Consider the following 24,782-nt stretch of genomic DNA (forward strand, 5'->3'; position numbering starts at 1 on the left):
CAGGATGACATAGGGGGCGCTGCGCTCGCTCGGGATGACAAGGGGGGCGGCCGGCCGCGCGCTGCGGGAGCCTTTCCTACGCGTCGGCCATGGATTGCTTGAAGTCGATGATCTTCTGGCGAGCGCCGTCGCAGCCGGTGCCGAGGATCTGCACGGCCAGGATGGCGGCGTTCTTCGCGCCGTTGATGGCCACGCAGGCCACGGGCACGCCGCTGGGCATCTGCACCATGGACAGCAGCGAGTCGAGGCCGCCCAGGTCGCTCGTCTTCATGGGCACGCAGATCACCGGGTTCGGCGTGTACGCGGCCACGACGCCGCCCAGGTGCGCCGCCTTGCCGGCGGCCGCCACGATCACGCGGATGCCGCGCTCGTGCGCCGTCGAGGCCCACTCGTGCACCTCGGCCGGCTTGCGATGCGCGCTCGCCACCTTCACCTCGTAGGGCACGCCGAACTCGTCGAGCTGCTTCATGCACGGCTCCATGGCGGGCATGTCGGACTCGGACCCCATGATGATGCCGACGACCGGGCTCTTCTGTTCGCAGGACATGGATTTCCTCTCTCTCGGGCGCCCTCGCGGGCGGGCGGTTTCGTGTCGCCTGCCAGTGTATCACCCGACGATGCGCCGGACGACGGCCTCCACCTCGTCGGCATCCGGCAGGCCGTGCCCGGGGCGCGCGGCGGCGCGGGCGAGCGCGAACTTGGCCGCCTCGAGCGCCTCGGACACCACAAGTCCCGCCTCCTCGTCGGCCGTGAGCGCGTCGGCGCAGGTGCGGCGCTCGGGGTGCGCCTCGAGGTAGGCCGCCAGGATGCCGCGGAAGTCGGCGACGAAGCCGAACGTACGGTCCAGGAACAGCCGCATGAGCGCGGGCGTCTGCGTGACCAGGCGGGCGCGCATGGCGGCGGTGTCGCTCGTCCAGTCGAGGTCGCGCACCACCTTGAGGAACAGCTCGAGCGTGGCGCGATACGGCGTGGCCGGCGCGAGGCGGTCGTAGGCCGCGTGCACGACGGCCGGGTCGAGGTCGAGCGGCCCCAGCCCCACGACGGCCGCGTCCTTCGTGGGGAAGTAGTTGAAGAACGTGCCCTGCGACACCACCGCGCGCTCGGCGATCATGGCCACGGTCACGTTGTCGTAGCCCAGCTCGTCCACCAGCGCCATCGCCGCGTGCTCGATGGCCGCGCGCGTCTCCCGGCGCTTGCGCTCGCGCAGCGTCTCGGCCGTCCCGTTTCCCATGCGTTCGCCTTTCTCGTCCCGCGCGATGCCGCGCCCCTCCATTATAGGGAATATGTTCGATTTACTCCAAACTTGTAGTCACTTCAATTTTGAGGCTGCTATACTTCGGCTCAACGAGAAGAACGTCTGACGGGAGCGCTGCAATGAAGATTTTCGGCATGGGATTGCCCGAGCTCATCCTGATCCTGGTCGTGGTGCTGGTCATCTTCGGCCCCAAGAACCTGCCCAAGCTGGGCGGCATGCTCGGCCGCGGCGTGAAGAAGCTGCGCGGCCGCGTGGAGGACGACCCCCAAACCGCATAACGCCCCCGCACCCTCATTGTCGACCGAAACACACGCTTAGCGCCCCTGTGGCGTGTGTTTCGGTCGACAATCGCCCCGGGCGTGGCGCGCACACGAAAAGGCCCGCCGGTTCGTCGGCGGGCCTTGCGCATTCATGGTGGTCGGAGGGGGACTTGAACCCTCGGCACGGGGATTTTCAGTCCCCTGCTCTACCAACTGAGCTACCCGACCATGCAGCGTCCTCGAAGGACGTGGAACGATATTGTACCGATGACCCCTCCCCCGGTCAAGTCGCATTCGGCAGCTTTTCAAAAAAATGCACGTCGGCGGGAAGCGGGAAGCACCCCGCCAACCTCGGAAAACGGTATACTGGAATGATGTCGCATCGAAGAGCCAAGGGGGACGAGATGACGAGGCCTGCGCGCACATCGGTTTTCCAGCTGGTCGCATCCGCAGCGCTCGCGCTGCTGCTCGCCTTCGCGCTCGCGCCGGCTCCCGCGGCCTTCGCGGACGAGGCTCCCGCCGACGCCCGGACAACCATCCGCGTCGGCTACATGGACCAGCCCGGGGTGTTCTCCAAAGACGAGAACGGCTCCTTCAGCGGGTACACCTACGACTACCTCATGAGGATCGCCCAGTTCACCAGCTGGTCGTACGAGTTCGTGGAAGCGGAGGGCGAAACCTCCAACGACCGGGCCATGCGCTTGATCGAGATGCTCGACTCCGGCGAGGTGGACATCGAGGGCAGCATGACGTACAGCCCCGCCCTCGCAAAGCTGTACGAGTATCCGGAGAACAGCTACGGCACCGCCCACACCTGCCTGTTCGCCGCCAACACCGACACCGCGATCACGCAGACCGACCTCTTCACCAAAGGCGAGGTGCGCGTGGCCATCCTGTCGACGGCGAAGCAGCGCCGCGAGGAGCTGGCCTACTTCTGCGAGAAGAACAACCTGAACCTCACCACGGTCGAATGCTCGAGCACAGACGAGCTCAAGGAAGCCGTGCTCGCAGGCGAGGCCGACGCGTACCTCGAGATCGACGTCAACATCGCCGAGGGCTTCCAGATCGTGGCGGCATTCGCCGGAAGGCCGTACTACTTCACCGCGCCCAAAGGCGAGCGCGCGATCATCGACGAGATCGACGACACCATACGCCGCATCAACGAAAGCAACCCGGGCCTCCAAACCGAGCTGCACAACGAGTACTTCTTCAACACCACCGCGAGCTACGCCCTGACGGAGGAGGACAAGGAATTCTGCCGGCAAAGCGGCACGCTGCGCGTGGGCGTCGTCTCCGAGAAGGCCCCCATCCAGTCCTTCGACCCCGTGACCGGCCAGCTGGAAGGCGTCACCAAGGGCATGCTCGACTACCTCTCAGAGCACACCGGGCTCAAGTTCGAGGCCGTGCCGCTCGAGCGCACCGACAACCTGCGCCAAGCGATAGAGGACGCCCGGGTCGACCTGGTGGCGGGCATCAACGACAACGACCTGGTGGCCTCGACGCTGAACGTGTCGGTGACGGCGCCGTACCTGTCGGCCGCGGTGGTCACCGTGTACAACAAATACGTCGACCCCGACGATCTGGCCGGCAAGAAGGCGGCCGTCTCGTGGGAGCTCGTCGACACGGTGCCCGACGACGCGCAGGTGGTCGTGTGCGAATCGGCCGAGGACTGCCTCAAGGCGGTCAACGACGGGCGCGCCGATTACACCTACGGCACGTCCTACACCACGCCCTACTACCAGGGCCTCGACAACCTCACCAACCTGCTCACGCTGCCGGCCAGCTCGAAGTCGGTCAACATCTGCTTCGGGCTCGTGCAGCCCATCGATCCCGAGCTGCTCACCGTGTTCAACAAGGCCATCCGCAGCCTTTCGCCCACCGAGCTCGACTCCATCGTGTACGACAACTCGCTCATCGAGACCGACAAGCAGGTGGGGCTGTTCATCCAGGACCACCTGCTGGAGTTGTCGCTTATCTGCATCTCGGTGCTGCTGCTCATCATCGCCCTGCTCGCCTTGCTCGTAACCACGCGCAACCGCGCGGCCCGGGCGACGCGCGAGGAGAACAGCCGCTTCCAGGAGCTGTTCGCTCTCTCCAACGAGCGGTTCTTCGAGTACACGCCCCGAACCGACACGCTGAAGGTGTCGAAGTCGAAAACCCTCGGCGACGTGATCAAGGATGAGGCCGCAAGCGACGACGGCCTGCCGTACCGCGTGATCGCCGGCGCTCGGGCGAAGCTGCTCGCCCAGGCCGGCCCCGAGGTCCTCGCCGCGTTCACCTCGCCCAGCCAAACGGTGACCGAGGCCATCGTCCAGGGGGAGGACGGCGCCTCGCAATGGGTGCGCTTCACCTCGCGCTCCGTGCTGGGCGACGACGGCAAGCCCGTCTCGGTGATCGGGAAGGTGGCCTACATCGACGACGAGATGAACGAGCGGCTGGACCTCTCGCAGCGCGCCTTCCACGACGGGCTGACCGGCCTTCTGAACTGGCGCGCCTTCCGCGAGGGCGCCGAGAAGCTGCTCTCGAGCGGCGAGGCCGGCGCGTTGCTCGTCGTGGACACGGACGACTTCAAGAGCGTGAACGACCAATTCGGCCACCTGGCGGGCGATGCGGCCCTCCAGAACACCGGCAGGGCGCTCGTGGACGCGTTCCGTCCGCAAGACCTGGTGGGACGCCTCGGCGGCGACGAGTTCGCCGTATGCATCGCGGGGCCGGTGGACCACGAGGCGCTCGAGAAGCGCTGCGGCGAGCTCATCGGCTCGGGCGTGACGTTCGCCGGGCAGGACGGGGCCGAGCACGCCGTGACGCTCAGCATGGGCGGCGTGGAGCTGCACGGGGCGCAGGCCTCGTACAAGAAGGCCTACGAGCAGGCAGACCGCGCGCTGTACCGCGCGAAGGCAGACGGCAAGGACCGCTTCATCATGGAGCCCTACGAGGAGGCCGCGGCCCCTCCGGCGTCCTGAGCGCCCTGCTCCTGAGCGCCCTGCGCGAGCGACTCGAAGAAGGTGACCGAGGCGCTGCCCGTCACCTTGCCCTCGGCGTTCGCCTGGCCGAGGCCCGTACCGGAAACCGTGATGTCGGTGACCAGGCAGCTGTACTTGCAATCGATGAGCTTCTGCAGCACGTCCTCGGCGGCGGCGTACGAATCCGCCGTGAAGGAAATGCTCACGTTGCGGCGCACGAGCGTGCCGGCCGTCTCGGCGTTCGAGAAGTCGATGTTGTAGCTGCTGGCGGCGGCCAGGATGGCGTCGAGCTCGGCGAGCTCGTTCTTGGTGTTGTCGTAGGGCGGCAGCGTCTTCTGGTCGACCCCGGAGGCCTCGGCCTCACGGATCTTCTCCACGAGCTCGGCCTTGCGCGTGGCGACGGCCTGCTGCACCAGCATCTCGTCCTGGATGGCGGCGATCTGCGAGTCGCTCGACGAGATGGCGCTCAGCGAGGGCTGGAGCACCACGAGGTAGTAGAAGCAGCCGATGAGCAGCACGGCCAGGACGACGAGCAGGATCTTCTCACGGGTCGTGAAGGTTCTATTCATTCGAGGCCCCCTTGCCGGCCGCGGGCGCACCTGCATCCTCGCCCTCGCCCTGCGGCACCTCGCCCGTGCCCTTGAGGATGATGGTGACGGTGGACACCACGTCGTCGTTCTTGTCGGTCTTCGCCGTGCTCATGCTGACGGTGGCCACCGCCTCCTCGTCCTCGAGCGAAGCCACCACGCGCGACACGTCGTCAAGCGAGGTGTTCGCGAACTGCAGCTCCACCGTGTTGCCCGCGATGCGCACCGATTGCAGATCGGCGGCGCCGGCCACGGTGGACGACAGCAGGTCGAGCACCTCGCCGCGATCGGCCAGCACCCGCTCCTCGTCGGTGAGGCTGTTCACGGCGAAGGCCGCGTAGCGTTCCTCCAGGTCGGCGAAGTCGGCGTTGTCGGCCTGCAGCGCGGACAGCTCGGCCTGCGCCGACGCCACCTTCCCCGTCGCCGCCTGGGCGGCCGCCATCACGTCCACCACGCCGAACTTCGCGAACAGCAGCACGGCTACCATCGCGACGGCGAACAGCGCCGCGTTGCGCCCGACGTTGCGGGGCGGCTGGTTGCTCGTCACCAGGTTGATGGACGTCTTGGTTGGATAGACGGGTTTCTTGGAGCGCTTGAGTTCCAGTTCGAAGGCCACGGCCCCTCCTTACCGCAGTGCGATGCCCACGGCAGCCGGGCAATCGCGCAGGCTGTCGGGCGGCACGGACGAAGCCGGCATGATCGCGTTGATGTCCGCCAGGCCGATGGACACGTGGTCGCGCAGCGAGTCGATGAGCGGCGCGATGCCCGCCCCGCTGCCGCAGTAGTGCAGCGTGTCCAGCTGGCTGTCGGGATAGTTGAAGTTGAAGAAGCTCACGATGCGCGCCACCTCGGCGCCCAGGCGCTCGTAGAGGCCCAGGCACGGCTCGATGCGCTGCGCGCCCTCGTAGTCGCTGCTCAGGTAGGTGCGCGCCATGCTCTCGTCCACCGAGAAGTAGTCGGCAACCGCGGCGGCCAGGAGGCCCACGCCGAACTCGACGATGCGCGTGACCTCGTACTTCCCTCCCGGGAACAGGTACACCTTTGTGTTGTCGTAGCCCACGTCCACGAAGCAGTAGTCCCTCGGCACGGGGAAGGCCTCGGCGGGCGCGGGCGCGGCGGCGTCCACCGGCATGGGCGCGGGCGCGGGCGGGACGCGCTTCTCGTACGCCGCGATAAGGTTCGCGTACGCCATGATGTCGGGCGCGGCGGACTTGAGCCTGAATCCCGCGCGGCGCAGCATGGAGGAGTACGCCTCTATCGTCTCGGCGGGCACGGCGGCGGCCAGGATGTCCATCTCCACGGGCGTGCCGGCGGCGTCGCGCTTCATGCCCAGCACGGCGTAATCGAAGTTGTACTTGTCCTTGTCGTCGGCGATATAGTCGCGGAACTCGAAGGGCAGGTTGAGGCTGAGCTCCTCCACCGTCATGGCGGGTACGGTGATGCGCCGCGTGAACACGTCGTTGGAATGCAGCACGAGCGCGCAGTCCTTCGCGCCCACCTTGTTCTTGCGCGCGGCGTTGCGCACCACCTCGGTCAGGGCCTCGAACGAGGTGACGCGGCCGTCCCGCACCAGGCTCGCAGGCACCTCCTCGACGGCGACCTGCACCACGCTCTGCTCGTTGCAGACGGCCATCTTCAACCGCTCGGCGCCGATGTCGATGCCGGTGTATAGTTTCGCCATGATGCGCTCCTCTTTTCCTCAGCATCGATTATAGGCGAGACGCGGCCTGGTGGCGAGTAGATGTGCGCAAACATTCGGGCGCACCGCGGCCGGAACAGCTAAAACAGGCCGAAATACCAGCCGAGAAGCGGCGGGCCCAGCACGAGCGTGAACCAGGTGGCCAGCGCGATGGAGGGCCCGAAGGGAAACACGCGCGGGTCGTCGGCGCGGGCGCGGGCGCGCTGCGTGGCGAAGGAGAACGCTATCCCGACGATGCACGCCGCGATGAGGTTGAGCACGCTGCCCGCGACGCCCAGGAACAGGCCCACCGTGAACAGCAGCTTCACGTCGCCGCCGCCGAGGCTCTGGCGGCCCACCACCTTGTCGAAGGCGAACGAGAGCGCGAGCATGGCGCCGGCCACCGCGAACGCGCCCACCAGGCCGTCGACGAGCACCGCGAGCACGGGCGATCCCGCCAGCCCCAGCGTGAGGGTTCCCAGGCCGATGGAGCCCAGGTCCACGCCGTAGAACGCGAAGGTGGCGAGCCACGTGAGGATGGCCGCCACGATGAAGCCGTTGGGGATGGTGAACGTGTCCAGGTCGACCAGCGAGAGCCCCATGAGGATGCAGCCGAGCACGCACAGCGAAAGCGCGTGCACCGTGAGCCCGTAGGCGGCCACGATGCTGGCGAAGTACGCGGCCAGCAGAAGCTCCACCAGCGGGTAGCGCGGCGAGATGCGCTGTCCGCAATAGCGGCACTTCCCGCGCAGGACGAGCCAGCTGATCAGAGGGATCAGGTCGAGCGCCGAGAGTTGATGGTCGCACGTGGCGCAGTGGCTGCGGCCCTTCCACACGCTCTCGCCGTGGACGATGCGCCACGCCATGCAGTTGATGAAGCTGCCCATGACCGCGCCCATCACGGCAGCGACCGCCAGGAAGAACGCAGGCCATGCGGGCGAGAGCGCTGCGAGCGTGCCGAGCTGCATGCCGTCAGCCCCTTTCCGCGACGTCGGAGGCGCGCACCCAGCGAGCGGTGGGCGCGCCGTCTTCGCGCACGATCTCGATGAGGCACGTGCCGCGCTCGACGTGCTGCTCGCGGCCGTCGATGACCAGCGTGTCGCCCTCGTTGTAGCCGGCGGCGGGCGGCTCGGCCGCCAGGGTGTTCGCGCCCTTGAGGTAGTAGGCCGTAGGGGCGTCGTCGTCCGCCGCGGTTTCGGCCATGCTGGCGTTGGCCAGGCCCTGCGCCGTGTTGAGCGCGTTCGCGTCGTTGCCCTGCCACATGAGGCCGAGCATGTGCCAGCCCAGCACGGCCGCAAGCGCCACCGCGAAGCACGCGATGCCCGCGATGCAGACGACCTCCACGCGCGAAAGCCCCTTGTTGTCGGCGAAAACGTTCATACCCAGCAGCATAGCACAGCCCCCCGGAGTCCGGCGAGGCATCCGGGTGCGCATTTTCGCTCCGAAAACACGCCTCGTGCGCTGAGCCGTGTTTTCGGAGCGAAAATCGCCCTGCCTGCATCGAAACCGGGGGCGTTTCACGTGAAACACTCCGGTTTCGCTCGCACACTGCGTTCGCATGTTGTATACTGTTTCTAAATTAGGAAACAGTATACTTTTAGGAAACACATGGATTCTCACAACGAAAAGATACTACGCGACGCTCTTGAGGCGGCCTTTGGGTCGCAAAGTGCCTTCCCGCATAGCGAAAGGGCGCTGGGTGAATCCCAGATCTTTGCGTTCCTGGCTCAAGCCGATGCGCAAGTAGCGGGAAAAACAATCCCCCTCGATCTCTTTCGCCTGAAGACGGCAAGCACGGCCTCCTTTCGCGATGCGGCGCTTCTTGTGCCCAGCATGCGCGATCCGAACAGGCTCCCCGTTTTGCTCGCGCCGCCCCTCACTGAGAAAAAGCAGGCGCTTCTGCGTTCGATGGGGCTGTTCTTTATCGACGACGCCGGAAACGCTTGGCTCTCGGAATCCGGCGTGCATGTAGACATTCGCGGAAGAAAAGCGCCTAGCGGCAAGGCCTCTTCCCCGGCGTCGGAAAACGCGTTCTCGGACAAGGCGACGCTCGTTTTGCGCATCCTCCTCGAATACGGCCCTCTCGGCATCCGCGATTTGAGCAGGCTCGCAGCGAAGATGGGGTTCCCGCTCTCCCCTGGCTACGTGTCGAAAACGGCATCCGCGCTCATCACTCAAGGTTACGCGGCCAAGCAAGCCGGCGGGACGATAGCGCTTCGACGCAAGCAGGACATCCTCGACGACTGGGTTCAGGCCTATGCGAAGCTGAACCCGTCCGAAAGAGGGGGGTTCTTCCTCCCCGCCGCCGAGATGGACGAGGTGGTGCGCCGAGCCTCGCAAGCCGTGGGTGACTCGGCCGTCCTGAGCGAGCGCGCGGGCGCAAGTCTGGTCGACCCCTTCGCCACCTTCGACTCGGTGCTGCTGTTGGCTCGGAATTTCGGGCAGGCTCGCCAAGCGTTGATCGACAGCGGAGCAAGCGAAGTTGAACGGGGAGCCAATATCGAGCTGGTGATTCCCCGCTATCGAGTCTCGTCGTTCTATGGCACCCGCATAGTCGAAGGATGCGAGGTCGCCTCCGATTTGCAGCTCTACCTCGATCTGACAAGGCAACCCAAGAGGGGCCTGGAAGCCGCCGAGCACCTCTTCAGCCGCACTTTGGCTTCGCAGTTCTCCGAGGAAGAAGGGGGTGAAGTATGAGCGAAAGCAGAGACTCCATTCTTCTTGAGGGAATCGAGGGCATAGCCCCTTATCTTGACCGACTGGTCGTGGCAGGCGGCTGGGCGCCCTACCTGTATGGGCGCATGTACGGAACACTGCTCAAGAGGGAGTCCTTGATGACTCGGGATATGGACATCGTCATTCCGAAAATGGGCTTTGAAGACGGCTTGCCCACGCTCGACAAGACGATCCTCGGTGCTGGCTTCGAGCACGAATTCGCATCGCTCACCCAACCGCCGGTTGTTAAATATGTCAAAACCGAGGGGGATCGCCAGCTGGCCGAATTGGAATTCATCACCGATGCGCCAGGCGAGTACGAAGGGCCTGTGGAAATAGGCTCGATCAACGCCCAAAGCCTTCGCTACGTGGGACTTCTACTGGAGGATCCCTGGGAATGCAATTTGGGAGACCTCGGATTCCCCCAAAGCTACGTTGTCCGAATTCCCAATCCGTCTGCATATGTGTTTCACAAAGCCCTTGTTGCACCGCGTAGGCACGAGCGAGCGAAAACAGCGAAGGATCTGTACTACATATTCTTCGTGCTCGACGCGTTTCCGGAATGGAAAGACACCACCCTCTCCGGCATAAAGGGATACGCCTCCACGCGGGCGAAGTGGTTCGATGGGGCGCGGAAAGGCCTTGCGCGGCGGTTTGCGAAGCTTGATTCCGAAGGAGTGCGCATGCTCGTGGAGCAACGGCCGGCAACAGCATTCCCGCACATGGACGACGACCAGTTCGGTCGCTATGCACTCGCGATCATGGGACAACTGATAGCGGCCATGGAACCCTAGACTCACCGGGAGCAGCCAAAAGATCCGGCCGGACGCACATTCTGTCTCTCCGCTTAGCGCATAATCCGGCAACTGCGTCCTCTTGCACGCGAATCGGGGCTGCCCGACACAAAAACCCTCGACGTGAAAGGCTTGGAGGCGAGAAATAGGCGACCGCCGACTCCCCCGAGCAGCAGCCCTCGGCATTTTCCCAGGTCGCGAAACCCCGACGCTCGCGCGGATCGCCGAAGTCCTTTCACGTCGAGGGTTTTTGTGTCGGGCGGGCTCGATTCGCGTGCACCCCCCCCCCCCGAGGTGGTCGATTGTGCGTCAAAGGGGGAGTCAGAACGCACATTTTGTCATCCTGAGCGAGCGAGCGCCCTCGTTGCAGCGGATTTCGCGATTCTTGGCCAGAATTTTCGAAATATGTATCTGGGGATGCCGATCTTGGAAAGGCTGCTCGCATAATCCCAGGTCAGAAAATCTGAGTGGGCTCTTGCCCTCTGAGAACCCGTGCTTTTGACGTTCCTGAGTACATATTTCGAAAATTGTGCCGGGAATCGCGAAATCGGCTGTTGGTCAGGGGGTTTTGATGTACTTGGGATCGATGAGGGCGTAGTTGTTCGGGTAGATGTCCCACGGGCCCAAGTTGTAGACGAAGACGTAGTAGGAACCTTTGGACTCGAACAGGTCGCCCATTTTGGGAGGCTCGCCGCTCCACTGGCCGTTGACGATATCGCTGTTGTTGAACAGCCTGGGGGCGTCGGAAATCTTCAGGCAGCCCCCCATCTGGGCAAGGGAAATAGACGGGTCGTCGGCGTAGGTTTGATCGGGGAACACGTACACGCCGGTTTCGTCGGAGAAGACGGAGCCTCGCGGAATGGTGCCGGTGACGTCGCCCCAGGGATCCGAGGTGATGACGTGCTTGACGCCGTCGCGCTCGACGGTGATGGAGCCGCCGGTGGGCTGGTCGTCGCCTCCGGTGCCGGGGGTGTCGCCGCCGCCTGTTCCAGGGGTCTCGCCGGGAGTTTCGCCGGAGCCCTCGCCGTAGAAGAAGGTGATGCGGGTGCCGTTCTCCTCGATGGTGCAGTTGAGGGTTGCGGAAGGATCCTTCTGACCGCGCTGGGGAATGCCGTCGCTCAGGGCCACCTGCACCCACTCGGCGGTGGACTTCCTGGTGAAATCGCCGCTGCAATCGGCGAGGCAGACGGTGGTGGCGGCCGCGCGCGCCGAGCGGCAGTTCGCGAGATCGACCGACTCCTTCGCGCTCGCAAGCGACGAGGTGAACGTGGGCAGCGCGACCGCCACGAGCACGGAGATGATCGACACTGCGACCAGCAGCTCGGCGACCGTGAAGCCCTTGGTACTATGTTGGTGTAGTTTCAAGTCGATAAAAAAGCCCCGGCCTGCGCCGGGGCCCTTCGAGATCCTAACTGGAGAACAGCGTTTAGTTTCCGCCGCCGCCGCCCTGAGTAGGGGCAGCCCCACCAAACGTTTGCGCAGGATGACCGTTCCAGGTAGCCATGGCCACTGTCGGCGGCGTGTTCGCCGTCCCGGGCGTTATAGTAATGCCAGTGATACCGTTGAACTGGTAAGTGTTCGTTGTCCCATCAGCATACGTAACCGTAATGGGCGTGGCCGTGCCGGCCGTGACCGCTTGCGGAGCCACGGTAAACCCTGTCGATTGTCCATTCCCGCCATTTGTGAGATAATCGGCGCGCATTTCAGCGTAAATAGAGCGAGCGTTCGCTTCGTCGGTCGCATAGCGGGACTCATCCAGCGAGCTGGTGAACACCGGAATCGCGATCGCGACCAGAACGGCTACGATGGCCACTACGATGAGGAGCTCGGCGATGGTGAAGCCGTCCTTCTCCTCCCGGATCCTCTTGATCATTTCTTTCATGCGGGCCTCCTTTCAGAAGCCTCACGGCTTCCGGGTCCGGTCGTAGAATCACGGCCGATCTTGTCTTCGTCCACCGAACCCTCGGACTACATTCCCGAGTAGATGGAAAACATGGCTAAGTATAACGCAATCACTATGTAACCGGCAAACACCGCGATGAAAATTAAAATGGCCGGTTCCAGCTTCGACAGGGCCTTTTGCGTGGCCCGGTCCGTCTCGTCGTCGTAGAACGCGCCCATGGTGGCAAGCGTCTCCTCAAGCGCGCCCGTCTCCTCGCCCACGCTGGCCATCTCCACGAGCGGGCCGGGCAGCGCGGGCACGGCCTCCATGCACTCGCCCAGGCGCTTGCCCTCCTCAAGCTTGGCCGTCATCTTGGCAACACTGCTGCTGATCAGGTAATTGTCCAGCACCTTCGCCGTGATGTCCACGGCGCGCGTCATATGCAGGCCCGATCCCAAAAGCGTCGACATGGTGTTGGCGTACTGCGCGGCGTTGGAAAATCGCACGATGTTGCCCAGAATCGGCAGCTTCAGCTTGAACCCGGCCCACGCCAAACGGCCGCGCTCCGTCTTCGTCCACAGCTTCAGCCCCAGCACCACGGCCGCCAGAACCAGCACGATCCACAGGATGTTGGCAGCCATGAAATCGCTCGCATCAATCAAAACTTGAGTGATGGCGGGCATCTCGGAGTCGTAGCTGGAAAGGATGTCCTTGAACGTGGGGATGACGGCCACCATGACCACCGCCACCACCACGACGGCCAGCACCATGACGAACGCCGGGTACGTGAGGGCCTGGGCCACTTTCGCCTTGGTCTTGCTGGTCTTGTCGTAATACTTGTGCAGCGTCTTGAAGCTCTCGTCCAGCGTGCCGGCCATCTCGCCGGCGCGGATGGTCTCGTAGAACAGCACCGGGAGCTTGGCGCCGCCCTTGTTCTCGAAGCTGGTGGCCAGGCTGTGGCCGGCCGCCACGTCCTCGGCCACCTCGGCCAGGATGGCCTTCAGCCCCTTGTCGGACGTCTGCTCGCACACCAGCTCCACGCAGCGGCCCATGCTCATGCCGGCCGTGATGATGGTGGAGAACTGCGAGCACATGATGGCGATGACCTTGGGCTTGATGCGCCCCGACCCCACCTCCATCTTGAGGAAGTTCGGCGTTTCCTTCACCGGCGCGATCTTGCTGACCACGCGGCACGTGGCGCGCGCCTTCTCGAGCGCCTCGAACTCGTCGAAGGCCTCCACCACGCCGTTGACGCGCTGGCCGGAAAGCGAGGTTCCCTCATATCTGAATACTGCCACGGTTCAGCCTTTCTAGAAACGGCCGGTGTTCTTGGTCACGTAATCGATGTCGTGGGCGGCGTCGATGGCCGTCTGCGCCTCGATGACGCCGCGCCGGAACAGGTCGATGAGCGCGTTGTCCATGGTGATGGAGCCCACGGCCGCCGAGGTGGCCAGCGCGTTGGCGATCTGGGGCGTCTTGCCCTCGCGGATGAGGTTGCGGATGGCGGGCGTCACCATCATGAGCTCGGCCGCCAGCACGCGCCCCCCGCCGCGGCGGCGCACGAGCTGCTGGCTGAGCACCGCGTGCAGGCACGTGGACACCTGCATGCGGATCTGGCGCTGCTGCCCCTCGGGGAACACGTCCACCATGCGGTCCACCGAATCGGCCGCCGACTTCGTGTGCAGCGTGGCCAGCACGAGGTGCCCCGTCTCGGCGGCGGTGAGCGCCGTCTCGATGGTGCGCAGATCGCGCATCTCGCCGATGAGGATGACGTCGGGGTCCTCGCGCAGCACGGCGCGCAGGGCGTCGGCGTAGCTTGCGGTGTCGGTGCCCACCTCGCGCTGGTTGATGACGCAGCGGTCGGGCGTGTGCACGTACTCGATGGGGTCCTCGAGCGTGATGATGTGGTCGGCGCGCGTGCGGTTGATCTGGTCGAGCAGGGCCGCCATGGTGGTGGACTTGCCCGAGCCCGTTTCGCCCGTGACCAGGATGATGCCGCGCTGCAGCCGCGGGAAGTCGAGCACCGCCGGGGGAAGCCCCAGGCTGTCGAGCGGCGGGATGACGTCGGACAGCAGGCGCAGCGCGGCGCTCACGCTGCCCTTCTGGCGGAAGAGGTTCACGCGGACGCGGATGCCGCCCACCGTGAGCGCCAGGTCCAGCTCGCCGATGCGCTTGATGGCGTCGTAGCCGCTGCCGGCCAGCTCGCGGGCGTAGCGCTCGCACTGCTCGTCGTCGAGCGGCTCGCAGCCGGGCATGTCCAGCAGCGCGCCGTCGATGCGGTACTTCGGCGGCAGGCCGCTCACCAGATGGATGTCGGAGGCGTTGTCGGCGTGCGCCTGGGCCACGAGCTCTGCAACGGATTTCGTCATGGGGCGCTCCTACTCGAGGGAGTTGATGGTGCGGGCGGCTTCCTCCACCGTGGTCACGCCGTCGTGCACGAGCTGGATGCAGCTGGCGGAAAGCGGCGTGAAATCGGCCTGCGCGAGGATGGCGCGTATCTCCTCGCGGTTGGCCGAATCGGCGATGGCGCGGCGCAGCGTGGCGTCGATGACCAGGATCTCGAACACGGCGGTGCGCCCGCGGTAGCCGGTGTGGAAGCACATCGGGCAGCCCTTGCCGCGGAAGTAGCGGGTGCCGTCGCCCGAGCGCAGGCCGATGGCCTCCAGCTCCTCGGCCGCGGGCTCGTACTCCTCGCGGCAGTGCGGGCAGATGCGGCGCACGAGGCGCTGGCTGATGATGCCGCGCAGGCCCGACGAGATGAGGTAGGGCTCCACGCCGATGTCCATAAGGCGATCGATGGTGGACAGCGCGTCGTAGGTGTGGATGGTGGAGAGCACCAGGTGGCCGGTGATGGCGGCGCGCATGGCTATCTCGGCCGTCTCGCCGTCGCGGATCTCGCCCACCGCCACGATGTCGGGGTCCTGGCGCAGGATGGAGCGCAGGCCGCTGGAGAACGTGAGGCCCGTCTTCTCGTTGATCTGCACCTGGTTGGTGCCGTCGATGTTGTACTCCACCGGGTCCTCGAGCGTGATGAGCTTCACCTGCTCGGTGTTGAGCGCGCGGATCATCGTGTACATGGTGGACGACTTGCCCGAGCCGGTGGGCCCGGCGATGAGCACCACGCCGTTGTTGGAGTGGATGAGCCTCTCGTACACTTCCAGGTTCTCGCCGTACAGGCCGATGCCCTTCGGGTCGAGCAGCTGCGTGCTCTTGTCCAGCAGGCGCACCACCACCGACTCGCCGTAGATGGTGGGCAGCGTGGACAGGCGCAGGTCGATGTCGCGGCTCTTGATGCGCACGTTGGCGCGGCCGTCCTGCGGCACGCGGCGCTCGGCGATGTTCATGCCGCCCATGATCTTGAGGCGCGAGATGACGCTGCCCTGCAGCTCGCGCGGCACGGTGAGCACGTTGCGCATGAGGCCGTCGATACGCATCCGCACCTGGAGGTCGCCCTCGCGCGGCTCGAGGTGCACGTCGGAGGCGCGCTCGGTGGCGGCGCGCTCGATGATGGAGTTCACCAGGCGGATGGTGGGCGCGCTCTGGGCGTCGTCCTCGCTGTCGAGCGAGGTGGCCACGAAGCGCGCGTCGGCGGCCTCCCCGCCGGCGGAGGCGGCGGTGGCCTCGTTGCGCATGTCCTCGATGGCGCGGGCGGCGCCCTCGTTGCCGTAGAGCTGCATGACGGCGCGCTCGATGGCGATCTTGGTGGACACCATGGGGATGATGCGCCGGCGGGCGGCCGCGCGCGCCTCCTCCTGGGCGATGAGGTTCATGGGGTCGCTCATGGCCAGGTACACGTCGTCGGGCGTGACGCGCACGGGCACCATGTTGTACTTCTTCGCCAGGCTCTTCGGGATGACGTTGGTGAGCTCGGTGGGCAGGATAACGTTGGACAGGTCGATGAAATCGATGCCCAGCTGCATGCAGAGAACGTCGATGAGCTCCTTCTCGGTGATGTAGCCGGAGTCGATGAGCACCTCGCCCAGGCGCTTGCCGCTGTCTTTCTGCAGGCCGAGGGCGGTGTTCAGCTGGCCCGTGGTGATGTAGCCGCTTTCGAGGAGCATATCGCCCAGTCGCTTGTACGCCATGCGAGGGATCCTTTCCTACCAGGTGTTGATCGAGCGGACGGTGATGCTTTCGGATTGCAGCGGGCGGCTGCCGCCCGTGACGGTGATCGCGAACGTCCACGTTCCGTTATTGTAAGCCAGGTTGGAGAGCGTGGCGACGAGCTTGTTGCCACCGCTGATGCCGGCCGCCGTGTCGACGAGGGGAAGCGGGACGGGATCGCCCAGCCGGACGTCCTGCTGCGGGTCCTTGCCGTCGGGCGCGGTCATGCCGTACAGGGTGACCGCGTTGCCTTTTTCGGCGTTGTTGCCCAGGTAGAGGCGCGTGTCGCGGTTCGTACTGCTAAACACGATCCGGTCCGGGTCGGTCGCGTTCACGTCGTAGGCGAAGCGCAGCTCGTCGGCGACGGCGGTCACGGCGTTGTTGAGCACGGCCTGCTCGTCGCTGTGGCCGCGGATGTCGCCGTAGGCGTTCACGGCCACGCCGATGCCTGCGGCGATGGCCAGCGTGAGCAGGCCCACCAGCACGACGGTGGCCAGCACCTCGCCGAGGGTGAAGCCGTCGGACGCGCCGAGGCGCGCGCGGGCGCGGCTGCTGAGAGAGGCGTGCTCCATGCTAGGCACCTCCCGACGCGTTCGCGAAGTCGGGCAGCAGGTAGCGGGTGAACGTGTAGGCGGTTCCATCGGCAGCGCTGGGCGTTGAGGTGGTCATGAGCACGTCGAACGTGGCGGTAGGCCCGGTCACGCTGGCGCCGGTTCCCATGACGGGCGCGATGGAGACGGTCGCGCCGCCTGAGGGGGCCGTCCCGTCCACGGCTGAGAGCTGCCCGTAGGTGGACGTGGTGCGGTCGACGCTTGTCAGGCTCGTGTTCGTGGCCACGCCGATCATCGCGGCGAACAGCACCGTGGCAAGCCCTACGATGAGCACGCCCACCAGCACCTCGGAGATGGTCTCGCCCGCTTCGGATTTCAGCCGTTCCCGTATCATGCGCCCGCACCCCCTTCGGCTTGGAGGGGCTTGCCGATGATGGCGCGCTCCCAGGTGACGCGCTCGGGCGTCTTCTCGTCCACGCCGTAGAGCAGCGCGGCGGGGATGTCGAGCGTGACGCGGTATTCGCCGACGGGCTCGGTGTACTCCTCGGGCCGCAGCGTGAAATGCAGCGAGTAGTCTGCCTTCATGGTGGCCGTCACCTGCACCTTGAGCACGCTCTGACGCACCGGGTCGGAATCGGCGCCGAACGACACGGAGAACGTGGACGTGGGGGCCGCGCCGCCCGTGGCCTGCCGCGTCATGGTTGCCAACCACTGCTCGAGCGCCGCCTTGTCCTTCTGGCCGGCCGGGTGCCGAAGGGCGCACGTCCATTCGCGGTTGGGCTCCGCGCCCGAGGACGAGCATGTGCCATCCACGATGCTGTCGCGCAGAAGCTCGGCCGCCGACGTCACGGAGTAGTACGCCTGCTGGCTTCGCTCGAGCGCGACCAGCTGGCCGGTGGTGACCGTGGCGGCCGTGAGCACGACGGCGCCCACCACCGCGCACACGAGGAAGTAGAACAGCGCGAGCAGGATGGACGCCCCGCGCTCGTCGCAGAGCGCGGGGCGGGAGCTGGCCGCAGGCGATATGTCGGGCATGCGCTTCATGGCCCTATGGTACCGCAACCGTCTGGTAGTACACCGTGTTGCCCAGGCGGATCTCGTACTCGTAGGTGCCGGAGGCCGGGTGGTCGGTCACGGTGAACTTGGTGTGGCCGCTGTTGCCTTGGGACTCGCGCGTCACCGTCCCGCCGAGGGTGGTGATGTCCACCGCCGCGTACTCGCTGCCGGCGGGGCGGCGCAGCACCCGCATCTCGGCGTCGGAGTTGATGTTGTTCTTCTTGTCGCCCTTGAGCGTGATCATGCCCTGCACCTGGCCGTCTTTGTACTCGAGGCTGTCTTTGAACTTGGACTCAAGCTCGTACTCAGGCGGATCCACGTCGTAGCTGCGTGCAGCGGAGAACTCGGCCTCGTGGTGGGCGTAGCGATCTCCCGTGGAGCGGTACAAGCCGTCGGCGCTCACGTAGAGCTGCGCGTCGAGCCTGTACTCGCCGCCTGAGTGAGACGGCCAGAGCCAGCTGAACACCGAGTCCAGCTTTCCGCCGTCGACGTAGCGTGCCACCTGAAGCTCAACGGTGTACTCGCGCTCGAGCCGATTGCCGAGATTGACCATGAGATAGCCGTCCGATCCCCAAGTGGTCTTCTCGTTGAAGTAGCGCTCGCTCACCGCCGTGCCATCGGGGCGCTTCACCACGAGCTTCGTTCCCAAGGGGAAGGTTTTGTTCTGATAATTGAGCCATGCCCAGTTGCTCTTCCCATACAAGCTCACCTGCAGCATGACCTCGCTCTCGTCGAAGAGCGTGCTCACGCAGGTGGTGTTCTTATCCAGGACGAGCTTGGTGGTGTAGGTGTCGTACATGAAGTTGTCCGTGTGGCCCACCTTCACGGGCGACGACGAGGCCCCATTGTCCGGGTTCAGCAGCTGCGAGCCCAGATACGCTCCGTCCGTGATCCCGGCCACCTCGTAGCCGTTCCACAGGTTGTTGTAGCGCTCCACCTGGTTGCCGTTGTCGTCCACGTAGGGGTAGCGCAGGATGTCGTTTTTCACCTGGCCCGAGCCGTAGCGGTGGTTGAGCGCGATGTGCGTAGTGCCCACGCTGCGCCCGTCGCCGCCGTTGGCCTGCGCGTAGTCCACCACGAACAGCAAGTTCTCGACGATCACCGTGTTACCCGTCGGGTTCTTGTAATGCATGTCCTCGTCGGCCATGGAGGCGAACTCCGTGAGCGGGATGGTGGTGAGCGCCTTGTCGCATTCGTAATAGTAGAACGTCGGCGACGTGGGGTTCGTGATGTTCACCATCGTGATCTTGGTGCCCTTGGGGAACACGCCGCCCTCGTTCGCCTCGCCGTGGATGGCCGCAGACGTGTTGGCGCTCAGCTCTGCCGCCACCCTGCTGCGGTACGCGCCGGGGCTGTAGGTGGTGGTGAACTGGGTGGTGTATGAGCTGGTGGGTGTGATGGGCGTCATGTTCTCCACGGCGATGTTCTCGTACACGCGGCCGTAGTGCGCCGTCTCGTTCGCCACCGCGTAGGCACGCTCGAGCACGATCTCTATCTCGAAGGAATACCGCGTGCCGTCGTCGGCCTCCAGCGAGAACACCACCAGGCCGCTTTGCGTGGCCAGCTCGTCGTCGGCGGCGAGCTCGGCGATGTCGAGGGTGATGGTGGCCGGCAGGAGCGCGGTTTCCTCGTACCGCACGTCGTTGCTGTAGTTGTATTCCCAGCCGCTCGGGCCGTCGTAGAACGGGAGCACCTCGGAGCTGCCGATCGTCATGCCCACGGCGTACTTGCCCTGCGCGCCCTCGCTCTTCCGCATGTCGGCAAGCCTCTCGTCGATGTAGATGCCCTCCCTGCCTACCCAGATGTTCATCTTACCGTCGCCCGGGCGCGCCACCGGCAGCTGCGTGCGGATGGACACCGTGTCGCCCGTGGTGTACGCGCGCAGCTCGCGTTGGTAGACGTACGAGGAGCCCTTGATGAACCAGATGCGGCACTCCTTCCCGTCCACATCGGCCGTGCGCTTCGTATATATCTCGAGGTACGGCGGGCGGTATGGGTCCCCGGACTCGTTGAGCGAGACGAAAGCGCCGGTGCTGTCCTCGGGTGTGCTCTGGCCGTACACGAACGAGCCGCCGTCACTCGCCGTAGAGCTGACCAGCGAGAACAGGCCCGTCACGGTGCCGTAGCGCGCGTCGACCGTGTCCGAGGGGTCCTTCACGTCCAGCCACTTGCCGGTGTTCACCACCAGGGTGTTGGTCCAATGGTGCTCGCCGCCCAGGGCATCGTACCAGGACTTGAGCTCGCCCCTCGTGAACTTGCGGCAGTCGTTCTTCTCGTCGTTGGTCAGGTTGTCGCCGTACTCGGTCACCTCAAGCTCGTTCCACCAGTTGGTGAACGTGCGCTCGGGCAGCACGTCGGAGTACAGGCTGCCCAGGCCGTTCACCACGGTGTCGAACTGCACGGTGCTGCCCGCGTACACGTTGAGGGCGCCCACGCGGTTGAGCGAGTAGAGTGTGGAGTCGCTCTCGTTGACCAGGTCCTTCGCACCCATCAGGTAGATGGAGCAGTCGTGCACCACGGCGCGGTTCGCGCGCTGCAGCGAGAAGAAGCTCTTAGAGCCCAGCTTGCCGTCCTCGAGCGGCTCCCACAGCCGGACGAGCGTGACGGTGCGCTCGCCGTACACGCGCGACAGGTTGCCGTCGCCGTATACGCCGCCGCGCTCGTCGTTGGTGAAGCTGATGCCGAAGCCCTTGATGAACACCTCGGCCGTGCCGTACATGGTGTAGTTGTTCGCGCTCACCGTGTGCGCGTCGGCGATGTTGCCGCCGCCGAACACGGAGCCGCCCAGGTTGACGGCGCGCTGCGTGGATGCGTCGCCGGGCGCCGCGTCCACCTCGCGCACGCCCTCGCCCGGGCCCTCGGCCACACGGCCGTCGTCGGTGTGCACGTAGAGCGCATCGCCGCCGTTCACGATGACGGTGGCGGCGCGCTCGGGGACGCCGTCCTGGTCGAGGGGCGCGTAGGAGTAGCTCTGATCGCCGCCGCCGAACACGTCGGCACCCACTGTGCCTTCATGCACCGTGACCGTCGCCGTGCCGAACACCGCGCCCAGCAAGCGCGGCATCTGACCCGCCGTGTTCACGTCGCCCGCGCCGCCGCCGAATATGCTGCCGCCCACCTGGGCGTTCTCCACGAGCACCGAGACATCGGCCGGGTCGTCCACGACATAGGGCACCGTGCCGCTGTCGAGGGAGCCGTCGCCCACCACGCCCAGGTTGCCGCCGCCGAACACGTTTCCGGCGACGTTCGCGCCGTCGGCCAGCACGAGGGATGCGTCGCCTTTCACCCAGCCGATGGCCTTTTGGAGCGCGACGTCCTTGTTTTCCTTGCCGAGGTAGGAGCCCTCGCCCGCCGCGTACGCGCTGCCCGCTACGGAGGAGCCGCGCACCTCGACGGACGCGCTTCCCAGCACGGCGCCCATGCTGCCGCCGCCGAACACGTTTCCGGCAACCGTGGACCCGGCGAGGGAAAGCGCCGTCGAGCCCTCCACCGCGCCCACCGCCAACTGCTGCTCGAGCGCGTAGTCTTCGACCAGAGCGCCCTCGCCGCCGCCGTAGACCGAGCCCTCCACCGACGGGGATCCGTCGGCGCCCGCGAGCACGGTGGTCGCGTTGCCGGTCACCGTGCCGAGCGCGCTGCCGCCGAACACGTCGCCGGCAACGTGCGCGCCTTCCCCGAGGGAAAGCTCCACGTTGCCGGTGATCTTGGCCATGGACGTGCAGTCGCAGCCCTGCTGCGTCGCGCCCTGGCTGCCGCCGTACACGGTGCCGTCGATCTCCGCGTTGCTGATGGAGAGCCTCACGTCGCCGACGATCTGGGCGAGCGCGTTCGCGTCCGGGTTGTCGGCCAGGTACGCCGTCGTGCCCGCGCCGCCGCCGTACACATCGGCGCTGATGGTGCCGCCGGTGATGTTCACGGTGCTCGAGCCGTACAGGTTGCCCGCCTCGAGGCACGCGAGCGAGGCGTTGGTCACTGCGGAGGACTGGCCGTAGCCGCCGCCGTAGAGCTTGCCGGATATAGTGCCGCCGGAGATGTTCAGCGCGATGTCCACGGCGTTCTCCACCGTGCCCGCCTCGGGGTCGCCCTCGCCGGTGACGCCGCCGGCACCCGCCGCGAACACGCCGATGAGCGTGCCGTCATCGCCGATGCCGGGGATCGTGCCGATGGAGCCGCCGCTGACGTTGATCTCGATGTCGGACAGCTCCTGCGGCGTGAACCGCGACGAGAGGAACCGCGCGTCCACCTTCTCCTTCGCGTTGTCGGCGGTGCGGCCGAGGCAGCCGCCGTAGAGCTGCGCCACCGAGCCGCCCTCCATGTTCACCTGCACTCGGCCCACGAAATCGTTGTTGGGGTATGCGGTGCCGTTGGAGTTCACGCTGCGGTTGTAGCCGATGCTCGAGCCGAACACGAGGGGCACCACGCCGCTTTTAAGCGTGATGGCGGAGTTGCTGTAGATGGTGCCGTCGGTCTGCCCGCCGGTGAGCTGGCCGATGTCGCAGGTGGCCTCGCCGGTGGTCACCATGCTCTGGCCTGCGGCGATGTCCACCGTGACGGACACGTTGAACGGCTCTTTCTCCGTGGCGAACTGGTTGTGCGAGATGCCGTTGACGCCGGTGTTGCCGTTCTCGGGGCAATCGTAGTTGCGGCCGCCCGCGATGACACGCCCGTACGAGCCGCTCTTGATGACTATCTCGCAGGTACCGCGATCTTGCGGGTAGCCCTTGGAGGGGTCCTCGTTGTAGTTCGCATAGCCGCCGACGATGTTGAAGTCCTGCGACTTCGTGCCCTTCAAAAGGCCGTACGATTTGATCGCCTCGGACGTGTTCCGATAGCCCTCCATGCGCACGCCGGTATCCATGGTGAGCGAGTAGCCCTGGCAGTAGAGGTAGCCGATGCGCCATACCGCGTTTCCGCCGTTCGAGGCGCTCAGCGTGATGTCCTTGAACGTGGTGTCCGCGAACAGCAGCTTGCCCTTGATGCGGGTGCTGTCGGCGCCCTTGTGCTCGTCGGTGCTCGTGTTGTAGAAGCTGAGGAACGCGCCGCCGTTCTCCGCGCTGCGGTAGTCCACGCCGTAGTCGGCATCGTAGGAGGTGATGGTGGCCGCCTTGTTGAACGTCTTGTCGTCGTAGCCGAACTCGGTGCTCGCGTACTGGTCCATGACCACGATGACGTTGCCCTCGCGCGGGGCGTTGTCCTTGAGCTGCTCGAAGGCGCGCTGCATCGTCTTGACCGGCTTGTCGGGCTCGTAGCCGTCGTTGCCGTCGTCGCCCGCGCTCAAGCTGAGGTATACGGTACGGCCGCTCGTGGTGGCCGTGAGCTCGTCGAACTTCTCGCCGGACGCCTTGCTGGCGACAACCGCCTTGAAGCTCTCGAAGCCGTTGAACCGGTCCCTGCCGAGCGTCGCGCCCTGCACGCCGAGGTCGGTGTCCTTGCCGTCCTTCACGCCGTACCACGTGTACGCGAAGTCGTTTGCGGTGAAGCCGTCCGACGCGCTGCGCAGGTTGACGGTCAGGCTCTGCACGTCGCCCGCGCCGTCGCGCGCCTTCGCCAGGGAGAACTCGGCATGCGCGGCCTCCACGTCGCGCGAATCGGAGAAGCGCCGATCGCCGTCTTGCACGAACGCCTCCACCGTCTGAGGCTGCGAGGCGATGGGCGTCTCGAACGTCGTTCCCGTGCCCTTGACCTCGCCGTCCACCGACCAGGAAAGCTCCGCGCCATAGTCGAAGCCGATCATGGCCGCGGAGAGCTTGGCCATGCCGCCCTCGAGCGCGAGCGAGTCGATAGCGACCTTGCGGTAGTCGAGCACGAGCAGTTCGCGACCTTCGTGAGAGGAGATGCGCCAAGGATAGTCCCCGGCACTCTGGTTGAGGAATTCAAGGGCGGCGGCGCGGTTGGCGTCGGTCACCACGTACTGCGCCGGCGCGTACACGTCGCCGTTCCACACTCCCGGACCGCAGTTGTAGGTTTTGTTCGGCTGGCTGGCGACGCCGGTGATGGAGCCCGCGTAGCAGCAGCCGATCGAGCGATTCGCGGCGAGCAGCGAGATGTCGGCGGCCTCCGTCTCATCGGCCTGGCTGCGCGCGCCTCCGACGAATGGCCCCACGAACCCCGGCCCCGACACCTTGCCGTCGAACATGCAGTTGGCCACGCTTGCCGTGCCCACGCCTCGCTCGCGCACGCGGCCCACGATGCCGCCCGTGAACGCCTGGATGGGCGTGCCGTTTATCACCTTGAAGTCGGGGAATTTCGCCGCCGTGTTCACGGTGCCCGCCATGCTGCAGTTGGAAAGGGTCTTCGAAGCCTTGCCGCTCGTGTAGTAATCGCCGACCATGCCGCCTATGGCGTAGTTCTTCGTGTCCGTCCGCTCGCCGTTGAACTTGTCCGCCACCGTCGCGTTCACCACAGTGCAGCTGCTGATGTTCGTGTTCACGGCGAGCCCGACGAGCGCGCCCACCATGAGGTCGCGCTCGCCCGACCCCTTGCTGTACGTGCCCGTGACGAACGGACCGTCCAGCGTGAGGTTCTTGATGGTGGCGCCGTTCGTGCAGCCGAAGAGGCCCGCGTACAGGATGTCCTTTTTGGCGTTCTCCGAGAACGATGTGATGTACACGCCGCTGATGGTGTGGCCGTTGCCGTCGAACGTGCCCTGGAAGCCCGTTGCGGCGCTGTCGTTGAAGCTCGACGGCGCGCCGATGGGCGTCCACTCCTGGTTGATGCCCAGATCGATATCGGCCATGAGGATGTAGGAGGCGCTCGAGTTGCCGGGGATGGCGCGCAGCTGCTCCGCCGTCCAGATCTCGACGGGATCGTCGGCGTGGGCGCTCGTCGCGGGCACGGCGCACACGGCCAGCGCCGCCAGCAGCGCGAGCAGGCCCGCCAGGGCGGCGTGGCGCAGGTCGAGCGCGCGGTTTCGGATGGTTTGACGGTTCACGGCTTC

Annotated in this window: 19 protein-coding genes, 1 tRNA gene and 1 pseudogene; 4 read left to right on the top strand and 17 right to left on the bottom strand. The window is 65.8% G+C overall.

What is annotated here, in order from left to right:
* Window positions 1-76: 76 nt before the first annotated feature.
* Together purE and FX134_RS09445 are read right to left on the bottom strand one after the other, a co-directional pair.
* The gene (gene purE, locus FX134_RS09440) at window positions 77-547 is read right to left on the bottom strand and encodes a 5-(carboxyamino)imidazole ribonucleotide mutase (protein ID WP_080800913.1); all 471 of its coding nucleotides are present in this window, start codon (window positions 545-547) and stop codon (window positions 77-79) included.
* Between the two features lie 60 nt (window positions 548-607).
* A complete protein-coding gene (locus tag FX134_RS09445; RefSeq protein WP_232050897.1) occupies window positions 608-1,231 on the bottom strand; it encodes a TetR/AcrR family transcriptional regulator in 624 nt (207 codons plus the stop codon).
* A gap of 143 nt (window positions 1,232-1,374) precedes the next feature.
* On the opposite strand from FX134_RS09445, the pseudogene FX134_RS09450 reads away from it, so the two are divergent.
* Window positions 1,375-1,500 (top strand): annotated as a pseudogene (locus FX134_RS09450) (twin-arginine translocase TatA/TatE family subunit); the annotation flags it as partial.
* A gap of 167 nt (window positions 1,501-1,667) precedes the next feature.
* Here the strand turns inward: FX134_RS09450 and FX134_RS09455 are convergent.
* Window positions 1,668-1,743: transfer RNA gene (locus FX134_RS09455), tRNA-Phe, on the bottom strand.
* A gap of 176 nt (window positions 1,744-1,919) precedes the next feature.
* On the opposite strand from FX134_RS09455, the gene FX134_RS09460 reads away from it, so the two are divergent.
* On the top strand, window positions 1,920-4,478 hold the full coding sequence (locus FX134_RS09460; RefSeq protein WP_172623443.1) for a GGDEF domain-containing protein: 2,559 nt from the start codon (window positions 1,920-1,922) through the stop codon (window positions 4,476-4,478).
* Here the strand turns inward: FX134_RS09460 and gspM are convergent.
* From gspM to FX134_RS09485, 5 genes are all read right to left on the bottom strand, one after another.
* On the bottom strand, window positions 4,445-5,047 hold the full coding sequence (gene gspM, locus FX134_RS09465; protein ID WP_172623444.1) for a type II secretion system protein GspM: 603 nt from the start codon (window positions 5,045-5,047) through the stop codon (window positions 4,445-4,447). The genes FX134_RS09460 and gspM overlap by 34 nt on opposite strands.
* Window positions 5,040-5,681 carry a hypothetical protein gene (locus FX134_RS09470; protein WP_080800929.1) on the bottom strand — a complete coding sequence of 214 codons (642 nt, stop codon included), beginning with the start codon at window positions 5,679-5,681 and terminating at the stop codon, window positions 5,040-5,042. Before FX134_RS09470 ends, gspM begins: the two co-directional genes overlap by 8 nt.
* Window positions 5,682-5,690: 9 nt before the next feature.
* Complete coding sequence (locus FX134_RS09475) at window positions 5,691-6,746, bottom strand: type II secretion system protein GspL (protein ID WP_080800932.1); 1,056 nt, start codon at window positions 6,744-6,746, stop codon at window positions 5,691-5,693.
* A gap of 98 nt (window positions 6,747-6,844) precedes the next feature.
* Window positions 6,845-7,711 (bottom strand): prepilin peptidase, encoded by an 867-nt coding sequence (locus FX134_RS09480; protein WP_080800935.1) that lies wholly within the window; start codon window positions 7,709-7,711, stop codon window positions 6,845-6,847.
* 4 nt (window positions 7,712-7,715) lie between these two features.
* Window positions 7,716-8,135 (bottom strand): hypothetical protein, encoded by a 420-nt coding sequence (locus FX134_RS09485; RefSeq protein ID WP_080800938.1) that lies wholly within the window; start codon window positions 8,133-8,135, stop codon window positions 7,716-7,718.
* A 216-nt stretch (window positions 8,136-8,351) separates the two neighbouring features.
* Between FX134_RS09485 and FX134_RS09490 the strand changes: the two genes are divergently transcribed.
* Complete coding sequence (locus tag FX134_RS09490; RefSeq protein ID WP_080800941.1) at window positions 8,352-9,440, top strand: hypothetical protein; 1,089 nt, start codon at window positions 8,352-8,354, stop codon at window positions 9,438-9,440.
* A complete protein-coding gene (locus tag FX134_RS09495) occupies window positions 9,437-10,252 on the top strand; it encodes a GSU2403 family nucleotidyltransferase fold protein (protein ID WP_080800944.1) in 816 nt (271 codons plus the stop codon). Before FX134_RS09490 ends, FX134_RS09495 begins: the two co-directional genes overlap by 4 nt.
* A 558-nt stretch (window positions 10,253-10,810) precedes the next feature.
* Here the strand turns inward: FX134_RS09495 and FX134_RS14955 are convergent.
* From FX134_RS14955 to FX134_RS09540, 9 genes are all read right to left on the bottom strand, one after another.
* Window positions 10,811-11,617, bottom strand: a complete 807-nt coding sequence (locus FX134_RS14955; protein WP_267900895.1) for a pilus assembly FimT family protein — start codon at window positions 11,615-11,617, stop codon at window positions 10,811-10,813.
* Between the two features lie 61 nt (window positions 11,618-11,678).
* The gene (locus FX134_RS09505; protein ID WP_080800947.1) at window positions 11,679-12,134 is read right to left on the bottom strand and encodes a prepilin-type N-terminal cleavage/methylation domain-containing protein; all 456 of its coding nucleotides are present in this window, start codon (window positions 12,132-12,134) and stop codon (window positions 11,679-11,681) included.
* Between the two features lie 86 nt (window positions 12,135-12,220).
* A complete protein-coding gene (locus FX134_RS09510; RefSeq protein ID WP_080800951.1) occupies window positions 12,221-13,432 on the bottom strand; it encodes a type II secretion system F family protein in 1,212 nt (403 codons plus the stop codon).
* 12 nt (window positions 13,433-13,444) lie between these two features.
* Complete coding sequence (locus tag FX134_RS09515) at window positions 13,445-14,503, bottom strand: type IV pilus twitching motility protein PilT (protein WP_080800954.1); 1,059 nt, start codon at window positions 14,501-14,503, stop codon at window positions 13,445-13,447.
* A gap of 9 nt (window positions 14,504-14,512) precedes the next feature.
* Complete coding sequence (locus tag FX134_RS09520; protein WP_080800957.1) at window positions 14,513-16,219, bottom strand: GspE/PulE family protein; 1,707 nt, start codon at window positions 16,217-16,219, stop codon at window positions 14,513-14,515.
* Window positions 16,220-16,234: 15 nt separating this feature from the next.
* A complete protein-coding gene (locus FX134_RS09525) occupies window positions 16,235-16,810 on the bottom strand; it encodes a PulJ/GspJ family protein (protein ID WP_080800959.1) in 576 nt (191 codons plus the stop codon).
* A gap of 1 nt (window position 16,811) precedes the next feature.
* Entirely contained in the window at window positions 16,812-17,183 is a 372-nt protein-coding gene (locus FX134_RS09530) for a hypothetical protein (protein WP_080800961.1), read from the bottom strand.
* Window positions 17,180-17,824, bottom strand: coding sequence for a hypothetical protein (locus FX134_RS09535; RefSeq protein WP_143412172.1), 645 nt, complete (start codon window positions 17,822-17,824; stop codon window positions 17,180-17,182). Before FX134_RS09535 ends, FX134_RS09530 begins: the two co-directional genes overlap by 4 nt.
* A 13-nt stretch (window positions 17,825-17,837) precedes the next feature.
* Window positions 17,838-24,776, bottom strand: a complete 6,939-nt coding sequence (locus FX134_RS09540) for an autotransporter outer membrane beta-barrel domain-containing protein (RefSeq protein ID WP_080800966.1) — start codon at window positions 24,774-24,776, stop codon at window positions 17,838-17,840.
* Window positions 24,777-24,782 lie beyond the last annotated feature (6 nt).

This window comes from Arabiibacter massiliensis (genome assembly GCF_902386925.1).
In the GTDB taxonomy this organism is placed as follows: Bacteria; Actinomycetota; Coriobacteriia; order Coriobacteriales; family Eggerthellaceae; genus Arabiibacter; species Arabiibacter massiliensis.